Annotated in this window: 18 protein-coding genes; 4 read left to right on the top strand and 14 right to left on the bottom strand. The window is 65.8% G+C overall.

What is annotated here, in order from left to right; genetic code table 11:
- Positions 1-6: 6 nt before the first annotated feature.
- Positions 7-1,101 carry a saccharopine dehydrogenase family protein gene (locus DES44_RS23790; RefSeq protein WP_058936790.1) on the bottom strand — a complete coding sequence of 365 codons (1,095 nt, stop codon included), beginning with the start codon at positions 1,099-1,101 and terminating at the stop codon, positions 7-9.
- A 182-nt stretch (positions 1,102-1,283) separates the two neighbouring features.
- Between DES44_RS23790 and DES44_RS23785 the strand changes: the two genes are divergently transcribed.
- The 3 genes from DES44_RS23785 (at position 1,284) to DES44_RS24885 (ending at position 2,346) form a co-directional block, all read left to right on the top strand.
- Positions 1,284-1,754 (top strand): Lrp/AsnC family transcriptional regulator, encoded by a 471-nt coding sequence (locus tag DES44_RS23785; protein WP_083525913.1) that lies wholly within the window; start codon positions 1,284-1,286, stop codon positions 1,752-1,754.
- 193 nt (positions 1,755-1,947) lie between these two features.
- Positions 1,948-2,082 carry a hypothetical protein gene (locus DES44_RS25860; protein ID WP_257720724.1) on the top strand — a complete coding sequence of 45 codons (135 nt, stop codon included), beginning with the start codon at positions 1,948-1,950 and terminating at the stop codon, positions 2,080-2,082.
- A gap of 39 nt (positions 2,083-2,121) precedes the next feature.
- Positions 2,122-2,346 (top strand): hypothetical protein, encoded by a 225-nt coding sequence (locus DES44_RS24885; protein WP_147307207.1) that lies wholly within the window; start codon positions 2,122-2,124, stop codon positions 2,344-2,346.
- Between the two features lie 160 nt (positions 2,347-2,506).
- On the opposite strand, the gene DES44_RS23780 is transcribed toward DES44_RS24885, so the two are convergent.
- The 3 genes from DES44_RS23780 to DES44_RS23770 form a co-directional block, all read right to left on the bottom strand.
- On the bottom strand, positions 2,507-3,394 hold the full coding sequence (locus DES44_RS23780) for a hypothetical protein (RefSeq protein ID WP_058936792.1): 888 nt from the start codon (positions 3,392-3,394) through the stop codon (positions 2,507-2,509).
- 19 nt (positions 3,395-3,413) lie between these two features.
- Positions 3,414-4,286 (bottom strand): ABC transporter ATP-binding protein, encoded by an 873-nt coding sequence (locus DES44_RS23775; RefSeq protein WP_058936793.1) that lies wholly within the window; start codon positions 4,284-4,286, stop codon positions 3,414-3,416.
- Between the two features lie 89 nt (positions 4,287-4,375).
- Positions 4,376-4,726: a GntR family transcriptional regulator gene (locus DES44_RS23770; RefSeq protein ID WP_058936794.1), complete on the bottom strand. Its 351-nt coding sequence runs from the start codon at positions 4,724-4,726 to the stop codon at positions 4,376-4,378.
- 188 nt (positions 4,727-4,914) lie between these two features.
- Here DES44_RS23770 and DES44_RS23765 point away from each other — a divergent pair, with 188 nt between their 5' ends.
- Positions 4,915-5,532, top strand: coding sequence for a PEP-CTERM sorting domain-containing protein (locus tag DES44_RS23765; RefSeq protein WP_170156741.1), 618 nt, complete (start codon positions 4,915-4,917; stop codon positions 5,530-5,532).
- Between the two features lie 32 nt (positions 5,533-5,564).
- Here DES44_RS23765 and ybiA read toward each other — a convergent pair whose 3' ends face one another.
- The 10 genes from ybiA to glnE form a co-directional block, all read right to left on the bottom strand.
- Positions 5,565-6,131 carry a riboflavin biosynthesis intermediates N-glycosidase gene (gene ybiA / locus DES44_RS23760; protein ID WP_058936796.1) on the bottom strand — a complete coding sequence of 189 codons (567 nt, stop codon included), beginning with the start codon at positions 6,129-6,131 and terminating at the stop codon, positions 5,565-5,567.
- A complete protein-coding gene (locus DES44_RS23755) occupies positions 6,124-6,735 on the bottom strand; it encodes a DUF4291 domain-containing protein (RefSeq protein WP_058936797.1) in 612 nt (203 codons plus the stop codon). The genes ybiA and DES44_RS23755 overlap by 8 nt, the downstream gene beginning before the upstream one ends.
- Entirely contained in the window at positions 6,732-6,890 is a 159-nt protein-coding gene (locus DES44_RS25800; protein ID WP_232309863.1) for a hypothetical protein, read from the bottom strand. Before DES44_RS25800 ends, DES44_RS23755 begins: the two co-directional genes overlap by 4 nt.
- Positions 6,891-7,094: 204 nt before the next feature.
- Positions 7,095-7,574, bottom strand: coding sequence for a hypothetical protein (locus tag DES44_RS23745; protein WP_147307206.1), 480 nt, complete (start codon positions 7,572-7,574; stop codon positions 7,095-7,097).
- Between the two features lie 51 nt (positions 7,575-7,625).
- Entirely contained in the window at positions 7,626-9,269 is a 1,644-nt protein-coding gene (locus tag DES44_RS23740; RefSeq protein ID WP_211326953.1) for a DUF4832 domain-containing protein, read from the bottom strand.
- A gap of 241 nt (positions 9,270-9,510) precedes the next feature.
- Positions 9,511-9,984, bottom strand: coding sequence for an RDD family protein (locus DES44_RS23735; protein WP_147307205.1), 474 nt, complete (start codon positions 9,982-9,984; stop codon positions 9,511-9,513).
- A 426-nt stretch (positions 9,985-10,410) separates the two neighbouring features.
- A complete protein-coding gene (locus DES44_RS23730) occupies positions 10,411-10,752 on the bottom strand; it encodes a hypothetical protein (RefSeq protein ID WP_211326952.1) in 342 nt (113 codons plus the stop codon).
- A gap of 127 nt (positions 10,753-10,879) precedes the next feature.
- Positions 10,880-11,557 carry a CPBP family intramembrane glutamic endopeptidase gene (locus tag DES44_RS23725; protein WP_058936802.1) on the bottom strand — a complete coding sequence of 226 codons (678 nt, stop codon included), beginning with the start codon at positions 11,555-11,557 and terminating at the stop codon, positions 10,880-10,882.
- Position 11,558: 1 nt separating this feature from the next.
- Entirely contained in the window at positions 11,559-12,230 is a 672-nt protein-coding gene (gene rrtA, locus DES44_RS23720) for a rhombosortase (RefSeq protein ID WP_147307204.1), read from the bottom strand.
- A complete protein-coding gene (gene glnE / locus DES44_RS23715; protein ID WP_058936804.1) occupies positions 12,227-14,977 on the bottom strand; it encodes a bifunctional [glutamate--ammonia ligase]-adenylyl-L-tyrosine phosphorylase/[glutamate--ammonia-ligase] adenylyltransferase in 2,751 nt (916 codons plus the stop codon). The genes rrtA and glnE overlap by 4 nt, the downstream gene beginning before the upstream one ends.
- Positions 14,978-14,985: the final 8 nt, after the last annotated feature.

The raw sequence follows: 14,985 nt of genomic DNA, 5'->3' as shown, positions 1-14,985 counted from the left end.
TCTCCTTCAGCCGATCGACTCCACCTGGCGCGACTGCTGGTACGCCTGGCCGAAACGGTTGGCGAGGAAGTCGGGCAGCGCCACTTGTTCCTGGCGGATGAAGCCCTTCTGCGGCAGGCGGCCTTCGCGGAACAGGTCCACGGCGGCGCAGATACCGGCGGCGGTCGTGATCTGGATGGCGGACAGCGGCTGCTCGCCTTCGCGCTGGGCGAAGATCTTGCGGGCGAACACTTCCTGCATCAGGGTGCCGTTCTTCATGCCGGAGACGGTGACGAACACCAGCACCACGTCCTGCATGGTGGCCGGCATGCTGCGGCGCATGATGTCCTTGAGGGTCTGCTGGTCGTTCTTGAGCTGCAGGTCGTCCAGCAGCAGCATCATCAGGTCGCGGTGGCCCGGATAACGAACGGTTTTGTAGTCCAGGTTGCGCACCTGGCCCGACCAGGTCTCGCACAAGGTGCCCAGTCCGCCGGAGGTGTTGAAGGCTTCGTACTCGACACCGTCCAGCGAGAAGTGCTCCAGGCCTTCGAGCGGCAGCGCGGAGATCGGTGCGCCGTCATGGATGGCTTCACACGGGTGGCAGTACTCGTTGATCAGACCGTCCACGCTCCAGGTCAGGTTGTACTTGAGCGCATTGGTGGGGAAGGCTGGCAGCGCACCGACCCGCATCTTCACGTCATGCAGTTCGTCAAAGCGCTTGGCCAGGTGATGGGCCACGATGCCGATGAAGCCGGGCGCCAGTCCGCATTGCGGCATGAAAGCGGTCTTGGCGCCTTCGGCGATGCGCTTGATCTCCTTGGTGGCGGCGACGTCCTCGGTCAGGTCGAAGTAGTGGCAGCCGGCTTCCAGCGCCATGTGGGCGGCGGGAATGGCCAGGTGGTAGGGCAGCGCATTGACCACCGTCTGCTGGCCGCGCAGGGCGGCCGCCAGGGCGGGCTGATGCTCGGTATTCACCTGCTGGGTGCCGATGCCTTCCTTGGCCAGCAGGGCCAGGGCCTGCGCATTGCGGTCCATGACGGTGACTTGATAGTCGCCGCTGCCGTGCAGCAGTCGAGCGATGGTCTGGCCGATGTGTCCGGCGCCCAGCAGTGCCACTTTCATGAGATGTCTCCTTCGTTCCTGATTGCGATCCCGGTGTTCGATGCGGGCGAGTCACGCCACGCGCTGACTTGCAGTCTCCCCAGGGCCGGTGACGAAAGAAAGCCTCAGTTCGTCGGAAAACACTGCTAGGCTGACGAATCGTCATCTCCTACCCGCCATTTCGTCGAAACCGAGGGTTTGTCATGAGCAAGGCATTGACTGACACGGCGCCCGCCGCCTTGCGGGACCGGCTGGACCGCGACCTGATCACGCTGCTGCAGGCCAATGCACGTGAATCCACCGCCAACCTGGCACGCAAATTGGGCATTGCCCGCACCACCGTGGTGGCTCGGCTGGCGCGGCTGGAAGCGGAGGGCTTGATCGCAGGCTACACGGTGCGCCTGGGCGGAGAGGCGGTGGAGCGCGGCGTGCAGGCCTTCGTGGGCATCACGGTGGAGCCCAGGGCCGGCCGGGAGGTGGTGAAGAAGCTGTCGCGCTTTCCGGAACTGCGCCAGTTGGCCTCGGTCAGCGGCGCGTTCGACTACATGGCCACCTTGCGGGCGGAGAGCACGGCGCGTCTGGACGAACTGCTGGACGACATCGGGGAAATCGACGGGGTGCTGAAGACGCACACCTCCGTGCTGCTCGCACTGCGGGTGGACCGCAACGCGTAGCCCCCCCCTCACATAGAGGATCGATCGCGCTGCGCGAGAGGCTCACCGGGAGCGTCCCGTGCCAACGGACCCGCCATCGCCAGGCATCTGCTTGTGAACGTGAGTAACGCACGGCAAGCAGGGGTCTGGCCCGTCAACGGAACAGCTTGGCACGGCGTTTGCACGTGAAGTCGGCCAGCTCAAGGAGCGCACCATGTTGAAGACTGCCCCCACCGCCAAGCGCGGACATCCCATGATGATCGGACTCAAGGCACTCGGCCTCATCGCCGTGGCCTGGGGGGCCGTCTACCCGGCCCTGCTCTGGGGGCTGGGCACGGTCCTGCCCTGAGCCCGGTCGGCCGACAGCTCCCACGTTGAAGGCATGATCATGAAAGCCCCTTTGCATCTTCCCGGGTCCCTGGCGGACACCGGGTCTCAGCGACGACAAGCCGCCGCGCGGCGTCTGTGGCGACGACGATTGCTGCGCGCGGCCAGCGTCCTGCTGGCGGTGGCGCTGGTCTGGGCCGCGATGGCGCTGCTCAATGAGGCGGAAGGCGATCTGCGGCAGGTCCGTGCGACGGATCCATCGCACGCTGTGACCGCTAACGCCTAAGGCCGGCGCACACGGCCTGCTTCTGCTTGGTCAGCCGGCGCACCCGGCCTGCTCGCGTAGCCGGCTCTTCCGCCCTGCTCGGTGAGCCGACGTCCCCGCCCTGTCCGATCAGCCAGCGCGCTTGGCGGGCCCGCTCAGCCGGCGCGCCAGGCCTTCCCGCTCAGCCCGCGCGACGGCGCTGCCACACCATCAGCGCAAAACACCCCACCGCCACCAGCAGCCCGCCGATGAAATGGGCGCTCCAGGTCGCTTGCACGGCCAGCAGCATGTCCTGCGGCGCCCAGGTCGGGAAGCGGTAGAGGGCGTCGTAGAGTTCCTCCATCGGCAGGCTCTTGCTGCCCGCCGGGAATGTCGCCAGGCCCGGTGCCCCGGCCACCAGCGCCACTTTGGCCCCTTGCACCTGCGCACCCAGCAACTGCAGCAGCCCTTGCGCGTCATAGAGCTTGATCAGCCCGCCCACGCCAAACATCAGCAGCGGGGCCCCCCAGCGCTTGAGCCAGGCACTGGCGGCCATCAACGCCAGCACGAACGGAGAGAGCCACAACAGGGCCAACACCAAGCCGACTGCCAGTCGGGCAACGAACCACAGCGTGGCCAGGCCAACGCCCGCCCACTGCATTTGTCGCAAGCCGTCGGCGCCCAGCTCCTTGTAGGTCATGGCCACGCCCACCAGCGCACCGCCGATGGTGGCCAGCACCAAGGCCGCCAGCGGCAGCAGCAGCGCATGCGCCAGCAAGGGCGCCGCCAGGCTCTGGGTGTCGGACCCGGGCAGAGATTTCCAGAACTCGATCGAGCGGTCCTGCTGATCCCGGCGCGGCAGGGCGATGAGCTGGTAGATCGTCGAGGCCAGCGTTACCGCCAGCACCAGCCACAGGGTGAGTCCGGCGCTGATCATCGCGATCGGCTCCGGCGCCACGATGTCCAGGCCGTCGACCTGACTCACCGGCACCAGCGCCAGCAGCAGCACCACCGGGATGATGATGATGCACATCCAGGCCCGGCGGTACTGGATCCATTCGCGCAGCAGCAGCGTATTGAAGAGTGTCATGGAAGGAGCTCCGGCGCAGTCAGGCTTCGCGGGCCTGGATTTCAGGCTTGCGGGTGAGGGCCATGAAGAGGTCAACGAGGTTGGGGCGCAGACGCTGGCCCAGTTGGCTGATGGTGTCGGGCGGCGGACCGTCGAACAGCGCAGCGGGGCGGCCCTGCACGCGGTAGCGCAGCAGCGGGTGACCGGCAGCCACGGCGTCGGCCGCCTCGGGGTCGTGGGACAGGGCCACAAAGCGCTGATCGATCTCGGCCAGGCTGATGTTGAGCACCACCCGGCCTTCGTCCAGCATGATGACGTCCGACAGCAGCGTCTCCACCTCTTCCACCTGATGGGTGGAGATGATGACGCTGCGCTCGCCGTCGCACCATTCGTCGATCAGCATCTCGTAGAAGCTCTTGCGGGACATGACGTCCAGCCCGAGCGTCGGTTCGTCCAGCACCATCAGCCGGGCGTCGATGGCGGCCACCAGGGCCAGATGCAGCTGCGTGACCATGCCCTTGGACAGATGCTTGACCTTGTCGCGCTCGGTCACGGAGGTGCGGCGCAGGAGCGCGCGGGCGCGGTCGGCGGAGAACCTGGGCTGCAGCCCGGCCATCAGTGTGATGAGGTCGCCAGCGCGGGCCCAGCGCGGCAGCACGGCCACGTCCGGGATGTAGCACAGCGATTGCAGCAGCTCGGCGCGGTGGGCATGGGGGTCCAGCCCGAGCACCTTGAGCTCGCCCTTGACCGCCTTGGTACCGACCATCGCCTTCATGAGCGAGGTCTTGCCGGCCCCGTTGTGCCCCAGCAACCCGACCACCCGGCCTGGCGGGATGGTGAAGCTCACCTCCTGCAAGGCGGCCTTGCGGCCGTAATGGAGACTGAGGTTGTGCGCCTCGATCAGGTGGGTCATGGGTGCTCCCGGTGGCGGAGGGGGACGGAGGGATGGACGCGGTGGATGCGGTGGCTGCGGCGGATGGTCGAAGAGGGGTACGACGGGCTTCATGCGTCCTCCCAGCGCAGGTCTTCGGGGCCGAGGCCCAACCGGTGGAGTTTCTCCCGAAGCCGGGGCCATTCATCACGCAGGAAGTGTTCCCGCTCGGCTTGCAGCAGCCGGTGGCGGGCACCGCTGCGCACGTACATGCCCATGCCGCGGCGGCTTTCCAGCAGGCCTTCGTCCACCAGGGACTGCAGGGCCCGGCTGACGGTCAGCGGGTTGATGACATACCGGCTGGCCAGCGCCCGAACCGAGGGCATGGCATCGCCTTCATGGGGATCGCCGTCCAGGAGCTGCGCGGCCAGTTGGTCGGCGAGCTGCTGGTAGATCGGCGCATGGTCGTTCCAGCTGTGCATCGGTCATGGCGCCGGGGCGCCGGTGTGTTGGTGAGGTAGCACACCATAACGATAGCGGTGGGGGCGGCGCCAAGGGGGGGCGACGAAATGCAGAAAAGGGGGGATGAGGTGCAAGGGATGCGCAGCTAGGGATGGCGCCATTCGCCATTAACCATCAAGGTGCATCATCCCATCGACGAGGCAGCATCATGAAGTCAGCATTGATCGGCCTCTTGTTGGCCGCCCTCCTCCCGACGTCCTTCGCGCAAGGCGTTACCGGCGACGTGAGCTTTGATTCAGCTACCAAGCTCTACACCTACACCTACGAAGTCGACTTCAGCGGATATCCGGAGACCGGGACCCTGATCTTCGGCCTGTTCTATCACCGCTACCTGCCGGAGACACCGGTGGCGCACACCCAGCCGGAGGGCTGGTACATGGGGATGGCCTACGGGGGCTGGTTCTCCGAGAATCTCAACGGCCAGGTCCTGCAATGGCTGCCATTCGACCTGCAAGCGCCGCGGAATCTGACGGAACCCGTCACTTTCTCATTCACCACGCCACGCGGCCCCGGCACCGCCCCGGACACCGATCTCGTCCCGAACTACTACATCTACACGGGCCGAGTCCCCAACAACTATCCGAACGTGTTCGGTCACGTGGTCGGACCCGATCTGTTCTGGACTCCGCCGACACCGCCGAGCCCCGTGCCTGAACCTTCATCGGCGCTATTGCTGCTGGTGGGCGTTGGCGCGCTCGCCGCCCTGGCGTCCCACCGTGGCGCCGTCCGGAGACGAACGGACTGCTCGTGCAAGGCACCCGTCTGACCCTGGCTGCGCCTTACGCGGGACCCGTTGGCTCAGCCCGCCGCCAATCGTGCGCGCACTTCCATCAACGCGAACCCCAGCAGATTCAGCCCGCGCCATTGGTGAGGCTGCAATGCTCGCTCGTCGTTCGCGGCCACTCCAATCCCCCAGATAGGATCCACGGGGCTGGCCTCGACAAGCACACGATCTCCAGTGCCGAGCAGGAACGCCTGGAAACCGGGGTTCTGTGAGAACTTGGCTTCGTTGGCGCGCACGACGATGTCAAAGCGTGACTGGTCCCAAGTCGCGTCGTCGAATCCCTTCACCCGTCGGCCCAGCGTCTTCGCCTCGTCGGGCGACCGGGCTGACAGGATGCTGGCGCGGGTCTCCAAGTCGCCGAACACTCGGGCCTTCTCAGCCATCATGAAATGCTCGGCCGTCGGATAGCGCTGGCCCTCCACCTCAAAGCTCGCTTCGAACCACTGACTGAAGCAGCTCTTGCCGATCGCCCCGTCCGCGCTGGGCCGGTGCCCCCAGAAGAGCAGGTAGCTCGGCGCTGCACCAGCGTCGAGCGCACGCTTCAGATCGTCGATGCTTCGGACGTTGAGGAGGTCAGTCATTTGGCTGTCGCTGGTAAACGCGCTCAAGCGGCGTCATCAATTGCGGGTTGTCATCCTGGGCGTGCTGGCGTTGTTCTGCGACAAAGCCGGTCATGTCGATGACCTCCATCAGTTGGGTCGTCGCAAACTCACGCAGGAGGCTGCCGCGCAGACCGAGCTGAATGGCACGACGCTTCAACTTGGCGCCGCTCGGGGCATGGTCGGGATCCCACTGGCGTCGGACTTCGGACGTCGTCACCGCGCCCTTCCATTCCTGCTGCGTGGCGGCACTCTTCGGGTCGAATGACGAAGACACCGCGGCATCGAGCAAGGTGTCGAAAAAGCTTCGGCGGATCCGCAGCCCCAGGACGATCTCCTGCCCTTCCTTCATTCCCCAGCCGCAGCGATACATCATCCACAGGAAGTTTGGCTTCACCCAGCTCATGCGGTTGAAACTGTAATCCGGGCCTCCGAAATGGCCGTGCTCGATGGCGTAACGACCAATCGAGGGTCGATACGCCTGATAGACGACAACGCTGGTGTCGTCATGGTGGGCCAGGATGTGTTCGCCTTCCGCGGGCCATTCGGCGGCTTGCCGCATATAGGCGGCGGTTGAAAGATTCATGTGTTGTTCTCGTTGTTGTTGTTCTTGTCGGGAAAGCGCCGGACCACCTCGATGGTGCCCACGATGTTGTCGTTGAGCACTTCCAATTCCTCGGCCGGCACCCACCATTCAGTGTGGTGCGCTGCGCCAACCTGATGAACTGCATAGCGGTCCATGAATGCCTTGCGCACTTCACTGGTCCGGCAGTCTGGGCGGCCAACGGCGATTGCCGCTGGCTTCCACCAGCGCCAGTTCCTCAGGACCAGTGGGACGGTAAAGAGTGACGGTGCTTGTCATCGGCCTCCCTCATACTTCAATAGTTGTTCTGTGCAACCTTATAAAAGTTGCACAATACAACTCTGACAGGGTGGCGTCAAGGCTCAGTTCCTCGTCCCCTTCTCCCCGCCCACCACGCCATCCGAGCTGCGCTTCGGATCCAGGGGTCGCAAGATGCCACCGGTGCGGGTGTCAAACAGGGCGCGGCCAATGACGACGCCGGGGCGCTTCTTGTCGTAGACGGCCACTTCCACATTGTTGGGGTCCGTCCCCGGGACGATCAGGAAGCCGCCCGGCTCCACCGCCACATCGGGCGAGCACTTGAAGGGCTGCGGCTGCTCGTTGCCCTTCTTGTCGGGATACCAAAGCCCACACAGGCCCTTGGGCGGCAGGCGTCCGCGGGGGATGCGTACCCGGCTGTTGGTGTGGAAGTAGGTGTTGTCGTCGCCCATGACCTCCCGCTCGCCGTCATGAGACTTGCCGGGAGGCGCGGTGTTCGCTTGAGCGTGGACGTTGAACGACGCGGAGGCGGCGCCCATCAGGGCCATCAGGGCCAGGGATCGAAGAAGAACGGTACGGGGCATGAGGGGCTCCAATCTGGAAGAGTCCCCTCACAGCAATGGACATTCCCAGCCTTACTTGATCTCCACCGACGACCCCAGCGCAAACGCCCCCAGCGTGGCGTCCCACTTCTGACCGGTAGCCGTGTCATCTGCATTGGCCCAGCGCACGGCATAGCGGACGTCGCTGGCGAGTGCGCTGTCGCCATCCGGCAGCGCCAGCCACAGCGAATAGCTCCCCACCGGCAGGTCGGAGGGAATCGCCACGGACACTGCCGCGGTCTGGTCGGCCCCGGGCATCCAGCTGCGCGGATCGGCACCCGTCGCCGTCAGCTTGCGGACCGTGCCGGACGCGTCCTTCAGCAGCAGCTGCACCCCGCGCGGATTGAACAATCTCGCCCAGCCGGTGTTGCGCACGGTCAGGTTCAAGCTCAGCGCCTGACCGCGCGTCACCGCGCTGGCATGGTTCGCCGACACCAGTTGCACCCGGTAACCCATCTTGCGCTTCACTTCCGCCATGCAACCGTTCTGGATCCACTTGGCATGGAAGAGGTCGCGGTAGTAGTCGTCATTCAGATAGGTCAGCCGGTATCGGGCGCCCTCGGCCAGAATGTCTGCACAGCTGGTGCGGGCCACGGCGCCGGCTTCATCGGCGGGGTTGCAGGTCTCGCCGCCAAAGGGCGCCAGGTCGCCCAGCCGTGCCACGTAGTCGCGTTGGGTGGCCTGGGTGCTGCTGTTGTCGTCGTAGGTGCCGACGTCGGTGGCGCTGGCCAGGAAGCAGTCGTTGTGCACGCCGATGCGGTAGCTGCCGCTGAGCACGGCTGACAGGCTGGGCAGCGTGGGGGTCCACGCCATCACGTAGGGGGGATACCGCACGTCAATGAAGCGGGTGCTGGGCACGGCGGCCAGCAGGGCGTCCCGCACTGCGGTCCGGTTGGCCGCCGTCGTCAGTTGATTGGACGAGGTATGCCACTCGCCCCAGGCGCCAATGAACCCCGCCTGCACGTAGGCGATGACATCCGCATTGGCCTGCAGCACCGGCTTTAGCTGGCTGAGGTGACCTTGGATCCGCGCCAGCGTGGCGTCCTGGGCATTCTGGTATTCGGTCTCGGACTGCGGATAGTTGTAGACCGCGCGGATCACCAGCTTGATGCCGGCGCCGCGCGCATTGGCAAAGGCGGTGGTCAGCTGGCTCAGCAGACTGGCCGGCAGGTCCGTGGTGCGCCAGTTGGCCAGGTTCAGCGGTGCGTAGACCAGGCGATAACCATTGTTGTAGGCGTCCTGCGCATCGGCGGCGGTGAGCCCGTCGAGGTTGGTCCAGGCCCAGCGGTAGAAGCCGCGTTCCGGGTTCGGAAACTCGGCGTCGGTGGCAGTGAAGGTGAGGGAACGCAGCGTGGGAGGCGAGGTGCCGTCCCCGGTGCCGGTGCCGGTGCCGGATCCAGTGCCAGTGCCAGTGCCAGTGCCAGTGCCAGTGCCAGTGCCAGTGCCTGTGCCTGTGCCAGTCCCAGTACCAGTGCCTGTACCAGTACCAGCTCCATTTCCTCCCGTGGGCGCACTCGCCACGGGGGAGGACGGGTCCGTGCCGACCGGGTTGGCACCAGCACTGCCCTCACCCCCAGCACTTCCACCGCCACAAGCGGCCAGCGTGCCCAGGGTCAGCACAGCCACTGCGTGGCTCATCCACGGCCAGCGCCGATTCGGGCGTTCATTCGTCTGCATACCACCACTTCCGCAAGTCGAGTCGCTCCCTCCGGAACAGACTGCGACGGCAGTTGCCGGCAAGGGCCTGCGGATTGTCCCCAGTCGGCGACGCCGCGGTGTAACGAATCCTAGCCGCGTGGGGAACGTGCCCGACCGATCGGTCAACGCAGGTCTTGCAAGCGGCTGACCCGCACCCAAGCGCGGGGCGCGAAGGGCTGAATGCGCGCGCCGGCTGACTGAGCGCCAACCGGCTCAGCGATCAGGACTTGCGCGTCAGAACCACCCGCGTCTTGGGAATGCTGTCATGCCATGGGCGTTGCGCGAAACAGGACAGGGCCTCGAAGGGAATGAAACGGCACGCCGACCGGCCCAGGACCTGCCCCCAGCTGGGCTTTCCGCCGGCTTCATTGATCACCCGCGTGCCGCAAATGAACTTGCCGGGTGAGCGCGCCCAGATGCCTTCGAAGAACACGTAGTAGACGAAGAAGATCGAAGAGCCCAGCACGATGTCGGGAGTCTTCTGGAGGAACTCGACGCCGCGATCTCCGAAGACCAATGCGGCGCCAATGCCCACCATGAACGACAGCACCAGGAAGAAGATGTAGTCCACGACAAAGGTCGCAAACCGTCGTCCCTTGCCTGCGGCTTCGCTGGCCAGGGCGCTGGTCTCGTCGGAAGCGCGGTCCGCCACGGTACTGACGGGCGGCAGATAGGGGTTGTGTTCGACAGTCATGAATTCCTCCGCAATCGGCAAATCGCCTTGTTGTGTTGGGAGGAGGTCTATCTCGGCCCGTGACGCCCCCTCCGGGCATTGGCCTTCGATTCGAATCTTCCCCCTCCGATCTGTTCGGCAAGGGTACTAAAGAATCCCGGCGCGCCAGCCAGGGTTAGAACCGACCTGCACTTCGGCGTGTGCGGAATTCAACGGTCCGAACGGGCGTGATTCGTCCTCAACGAGTGTCATCTCGCCGCGAATCACACAAACACTTAGCCGCTCTTGCCCTCATTGAGCTGCTTGCACAACTGATTCCCTCGTTCTGCAAGGAATCCGGACCTGGCGCTGCCCGCTGTAGGCGTTACACACCAGTGGATCGCCCGATCGAGCCGTGACGACTCGATACGGACCGGCATTCGGCGGAACAACATATCGGGGCATGGTTCAGGGATAGTGAACCCGCGCGGCCTGCGGGTCATACAGGGCCAGGCCATGTTTTCGCGCGAGGGATTGCAGCAAGTCGCTGACGTGATCAGCCCGTGACCAGACGCAGCACATGATGATGTGCCCGTCCGAGCGGTCGAATGCACAACTCCACGGGCAAAGATCCAGATTGTCGATTTGATCCTCTGGGACGTCGTCGATTTCCGGATGCAGGGCGACCAGCTCGGCATAAAACGCATCCACCGCCGGATGTGGCTGCACCCCGGAGGTATCGCCTTCGCACAAGGCGTTATGAAGCGCCCCAGCTTCTTGGTGGGAGAGGCGCTTGTCAGGGAACCACACGGAGTGATCGCAGCTCATCGATGACCTGTTTGGCGTTGACGGAATACACGGCTCGATTCTCTGCCAGAACGGCCCACTGCAAAGTCAAATGAAACACCGGACAGCGGCATCACGCCCTGTCGCACCGTCACTGCGACACACCCCACACCGCCATCGGAATCAAGTCCGCCAGAATATGCGCATAGACCGACGGCCACAGGCGCCCCGTCCTGACATAGACCAGGGTGACCGTCAGCCCGAAGGCCACCACGCCGATGGCGCCCAGCGGGCCCTGATAGGTGTGATAGAGCAATCGCAGCAGCAAGGGCAGTCCGATGGCCAGCCCCAATCCCCATTGCCGCAACCCGCGGGTCAACACGCCCAGCAGGAACACTTCCTCGAACAGCCCATTGACGATGGAGAACCCGACCAGCGTCGCGACCGTCAAGCCGGTGAACGAAAACTCGACCACATCCCGCGCCGCCGCGGGCGGCACCACCGACTCATACACCGACGCACACACCGTCTCCAGCGCCCAGGCCGCCAGATAGGTCAGCGCGCCCAGCAGCGTGTCCCACCAGGTCGGGCGCGGCAGCAGCGACACGACATCAAAGCCACGCACCCGCAGAAAGACCAGTGCGGCGGCGGCCAGCGCCAGCTCCAGCCCCATCATCTGCAGCACGCCGTCGTTGGAATACTGCGCCGTCGGGAAGCCGGCCAACACGGCCTGGATCGACCACAGGCTGAAGAGTCCAAAGCACAAGACCGCCACCACCACGGCCTCGGCGGCGGACAAGGTGGATTTCACAGGGGCCACCGTGCTCATCTCAGCGCGCCCCACCCGACGGAGGAGCGCCCGGTGCCGAAGCGGCAGCAACCGATGCAGAGCGCCGTGCTGACACGGTCAGGCACACCCACGCCATCACCGCACCACTGAGGGCGCCCGTCAAATGCGCCAGCGGCGCAATGGCAATGCTCCAGCCGTCCCAATGCCGCAAGGGCGGCTCCGCCAGCGGCCGTTCACCAATGATCTTGGCGACCAGGCCCAGTGTGATCAGCAGCCCGATGGCCCGCACTCGACCATGCGCCCGCGGCTCCCGCAGCAGCGACACCGCCGCCACCGCCACGCCTGCATGCAGCACGCCAGACAAGCCACCAAAACGAGCCAACTGAGGCTCCATCAGCAGCGCCCATTGCGTCAGCGGCCAGGCTAGCAGCCAGGCCAGAGTTTCCGGTCGTCCCAATCGGGCGGTGATGCCCAGCAGGCCCACCACCGCGCAGCCCGCCAAGTTGGCCACCAGATGCTGCGGACTCCAGTGCACCCAGGCGGCGGTAAAGGCACGCCACGGCTGGTCCCAGGCCCGTTCGGGGCGCCATTCCAGTGCGGCCTGCACCGACGTCGGCTGCAGCCAGACGATCAGCGACCCGGCCGTCAGCCCCAGCGCCAACAGCATCCACAGACGGGCCACCGCGCGTGGCTCGGAGGCGGTGTCCGTCACTCGCCGAACACCGCCCGCCACAGCGCCAGCACCGCTGCGCGCTGATCTTCAAGCGCCTTGGCCGATTCCGCATCCAGCGCGGTGGACTGCTCATTCAGGCGCGCCCGGTGCTGCACCCGGCGCAGTTCCCGATAGGCGTCCGCGGCCGCGCGGCCCACGCCCGGCGGCAGCAGATCCGCCGCTTCGGCCCGCTGCAGCAGCGCGATGTTGCCGGCATTGGCCAGCAGTTCCTCATGCGCGCCTGCATGGGCCAGGATCAGGTATTGAAGCGCGAACTCGGCATCCACCATGCCGCCCGGGCTGTGCTTCACATCAAAGAAGCCCTCCCGCACCGGTCGCGCCGCGCGAAGCTTGTCCCGCATCGCCACGACTTCCTGGCGCAGCGCCTGCGGGTCCCGCGTGGAGGTGATGACCGCACGCCGCGTTTCCTCAAAGCGCTCCGCCAGCGACGCATCCCCGGCGCAGAACCGCGCCCGGGTGATGGCCTGATGTTCCCAGGTCCAGGCGGTGTTGCTGCCGCGGCCAGTCTGGTAGCGGTTGAACGATTCCAGCGACGTGACCAGCAGCCCGGAGTTGCCGTTGGGCCGCAGTGCCGTGTCGATGTCGAACAGCTCGCCGGCGGCGGTGCGCAGCGTCAGCCAGGTGATCAGCTTGCGGACGAAGGTGCCGTAGATCTCCGGCGCGTTTTCGTCGTCATCGTCGAAGAGGAAGACCAGGTCCAGGTCACTGCCATAGCCCAGCTCCTTGCCGCCCAGCTTGCCGTACGCCACCACCGCCAGTCGCGGCGACGGACGGTGCTTCTGCTTGTGCCGGTCCCATGCCCAGTCGATGACGCATTGCAGCGTGGCATCGGCCAGCAGCGACAGCTCGTCCGCCACCTGCTCCACGCTGATCTGGCCTTCCACGTCCCGCACCAGCGTGCGGAAGACTTCGGCATGGTGGGCGCGGCGCAGGCTGTCCAGCAGCGCGTCCTCACTGGCCTCGCCGTGTTCGGCCCAGGCATCATGGCGGGCCTGCAGGTCCTGGATGAAAGCGGGGCCGTCGAATCGCTCATGCAGCAGCCGGGTGTCGGCCAGCTCGTCGATCACGCCGGGGTGCTGCATCAGATAGCGCATGGGCCAGCGCGCCAGCCCCAGCAGACGCAGCAGCCGTCCCTGCACCGCCGGCCGCTCCACCAGCAGCGCCAGATAACTCTCCCGGCGCAGCAAAGGCTCGACCCAGTCCACAAACCGCTGGGCTGCCTCCAGGGTGCATTCCCCCTGCTTGACCGCCAGCGAGGCTCGGCCGACCAGCTTGGCCAGCCGCAGCCGTGACTCTTCCCGCAGGTTCTGCACCCGCGGCTGCTGGGCCCAGCGGCGCACGTTGGCGGCCAGGTCCGGTTGCAGCTTTTCCAGGAATTCCTCGCTGTCGATCGGCAGCGGCGGGCCGCCGCACATGCCATTGCGACAGCCGCCGGAAGACGGTGCCACGCCGTCGTGCAGCAGCGCGTCGAATTCGGTGGCCACCAGCTCGCGCACTTCCAGCAGCCGGTCCAGCAGCTGGCAGGTGTCGTTGCGGCAGATCAGGCCCATGCTGCGGGCGATCCAGCTCAGGTCTTCGTCGCCGCTGGGCAGGCAATGGGTTTGCTGGTCGTCCAGGTACTGGATGCGGTGCTCCACCCGGCGCAGGAAGTCGTAGCCCTTGGCCAGTGCCAGGGCGGTGTCCGGCTTCATGAGGCCCCGGGCGGCAAGACGGTTCAGCGCCTTGAGCGTGGAGCGGGTGCGGATCTCCGGGAACTGACCGCCGCGCACCACCTGCAGCAATTGCACGATGAATTCAATCTCGCGGATGCCGCCGCGGGACAACTTCACATCATTGGCCCGCTCCGGACGACCGGCCGCGCGGCGCTGCGCTTCATCACGGATCTTGCGGTGCAGTTGCCGCAGCCCTTCGAACACGCCGTAGTCCAGATAACGCCGGTACACAAACGGCGTCACCAGATGCCGCAGTTGCAGCGCGCGCCCATTGGCGACACTGGCCCGGGGCGCAATCACCCGGCTCTTGAGCCAGGCAAAACGCTCCCACTCGCGGCCCTGCACCAGGAAATACTCTTCCAGCATGGCCATGCTCACCGCCGGCGGGCCGGAATTGCCGTTGGGCCGCAAGGCCAGGTCCACGCGGAACACCTGTCCGTCTTCCGTCACATCACCGATCAGCGTGGACAGGCGGCGCGACAGATGCGCGAAATATTCATGGGCGGAGATGCGCTGCGGGCCATCGGTCTGGCCGTCGTCCTCATAGACATAGATCAGGTCGATGTCGGACGAGACATTGAGCTCGCGTCCGCCCAGCTTGCCCATGCCCACGACCCAGAAATCGATCTCCTCCCCGCTATCATTGCGAGGCTTGCCATGCACGGCATCCAGCTCGGCGCGGCAATGGGCCAGGCCGATGTCCAGGCTGACTTCCGCCAGGTGGGTCATGGCCTGCGTGACGTCGGTCATGGGCGCGGACTGCTCGACATCCAGCACCGCCAGCCGCTCCAGCACCAACTGGCGCATCACCCGCAGGGCCGCTGCGAGCGGGCGCCCTTCTTGCCCGAGACGGGCCACCAGCGCGCGCATGACCGTGTCATCCGGCAGGCCGGCTGGCAACAGGGACAATTCCGACCCATACCGGCGCCGGATCCTCTGTACAAAACGGCTATGTTCGGCGGTCACCGCTGCTGCAACTGAATCCATCGGTAAAGAAAACTCTCGTTGGCTCATGGCCCTGA

Source organism: Roseateles depolymerans (assembly GCF_003387155.1).
GTDB lineage: Bacteria > Pseudomonadota > Gammaproteobacteria > Burkholderiales > Burkholderiaceae_C > Roseateles > Roseateles depolymerans.
Note: the sequence above shows the minus strand (reverse complement) of the source record. Positions and strands in the feature narration are given on the sequence as shown.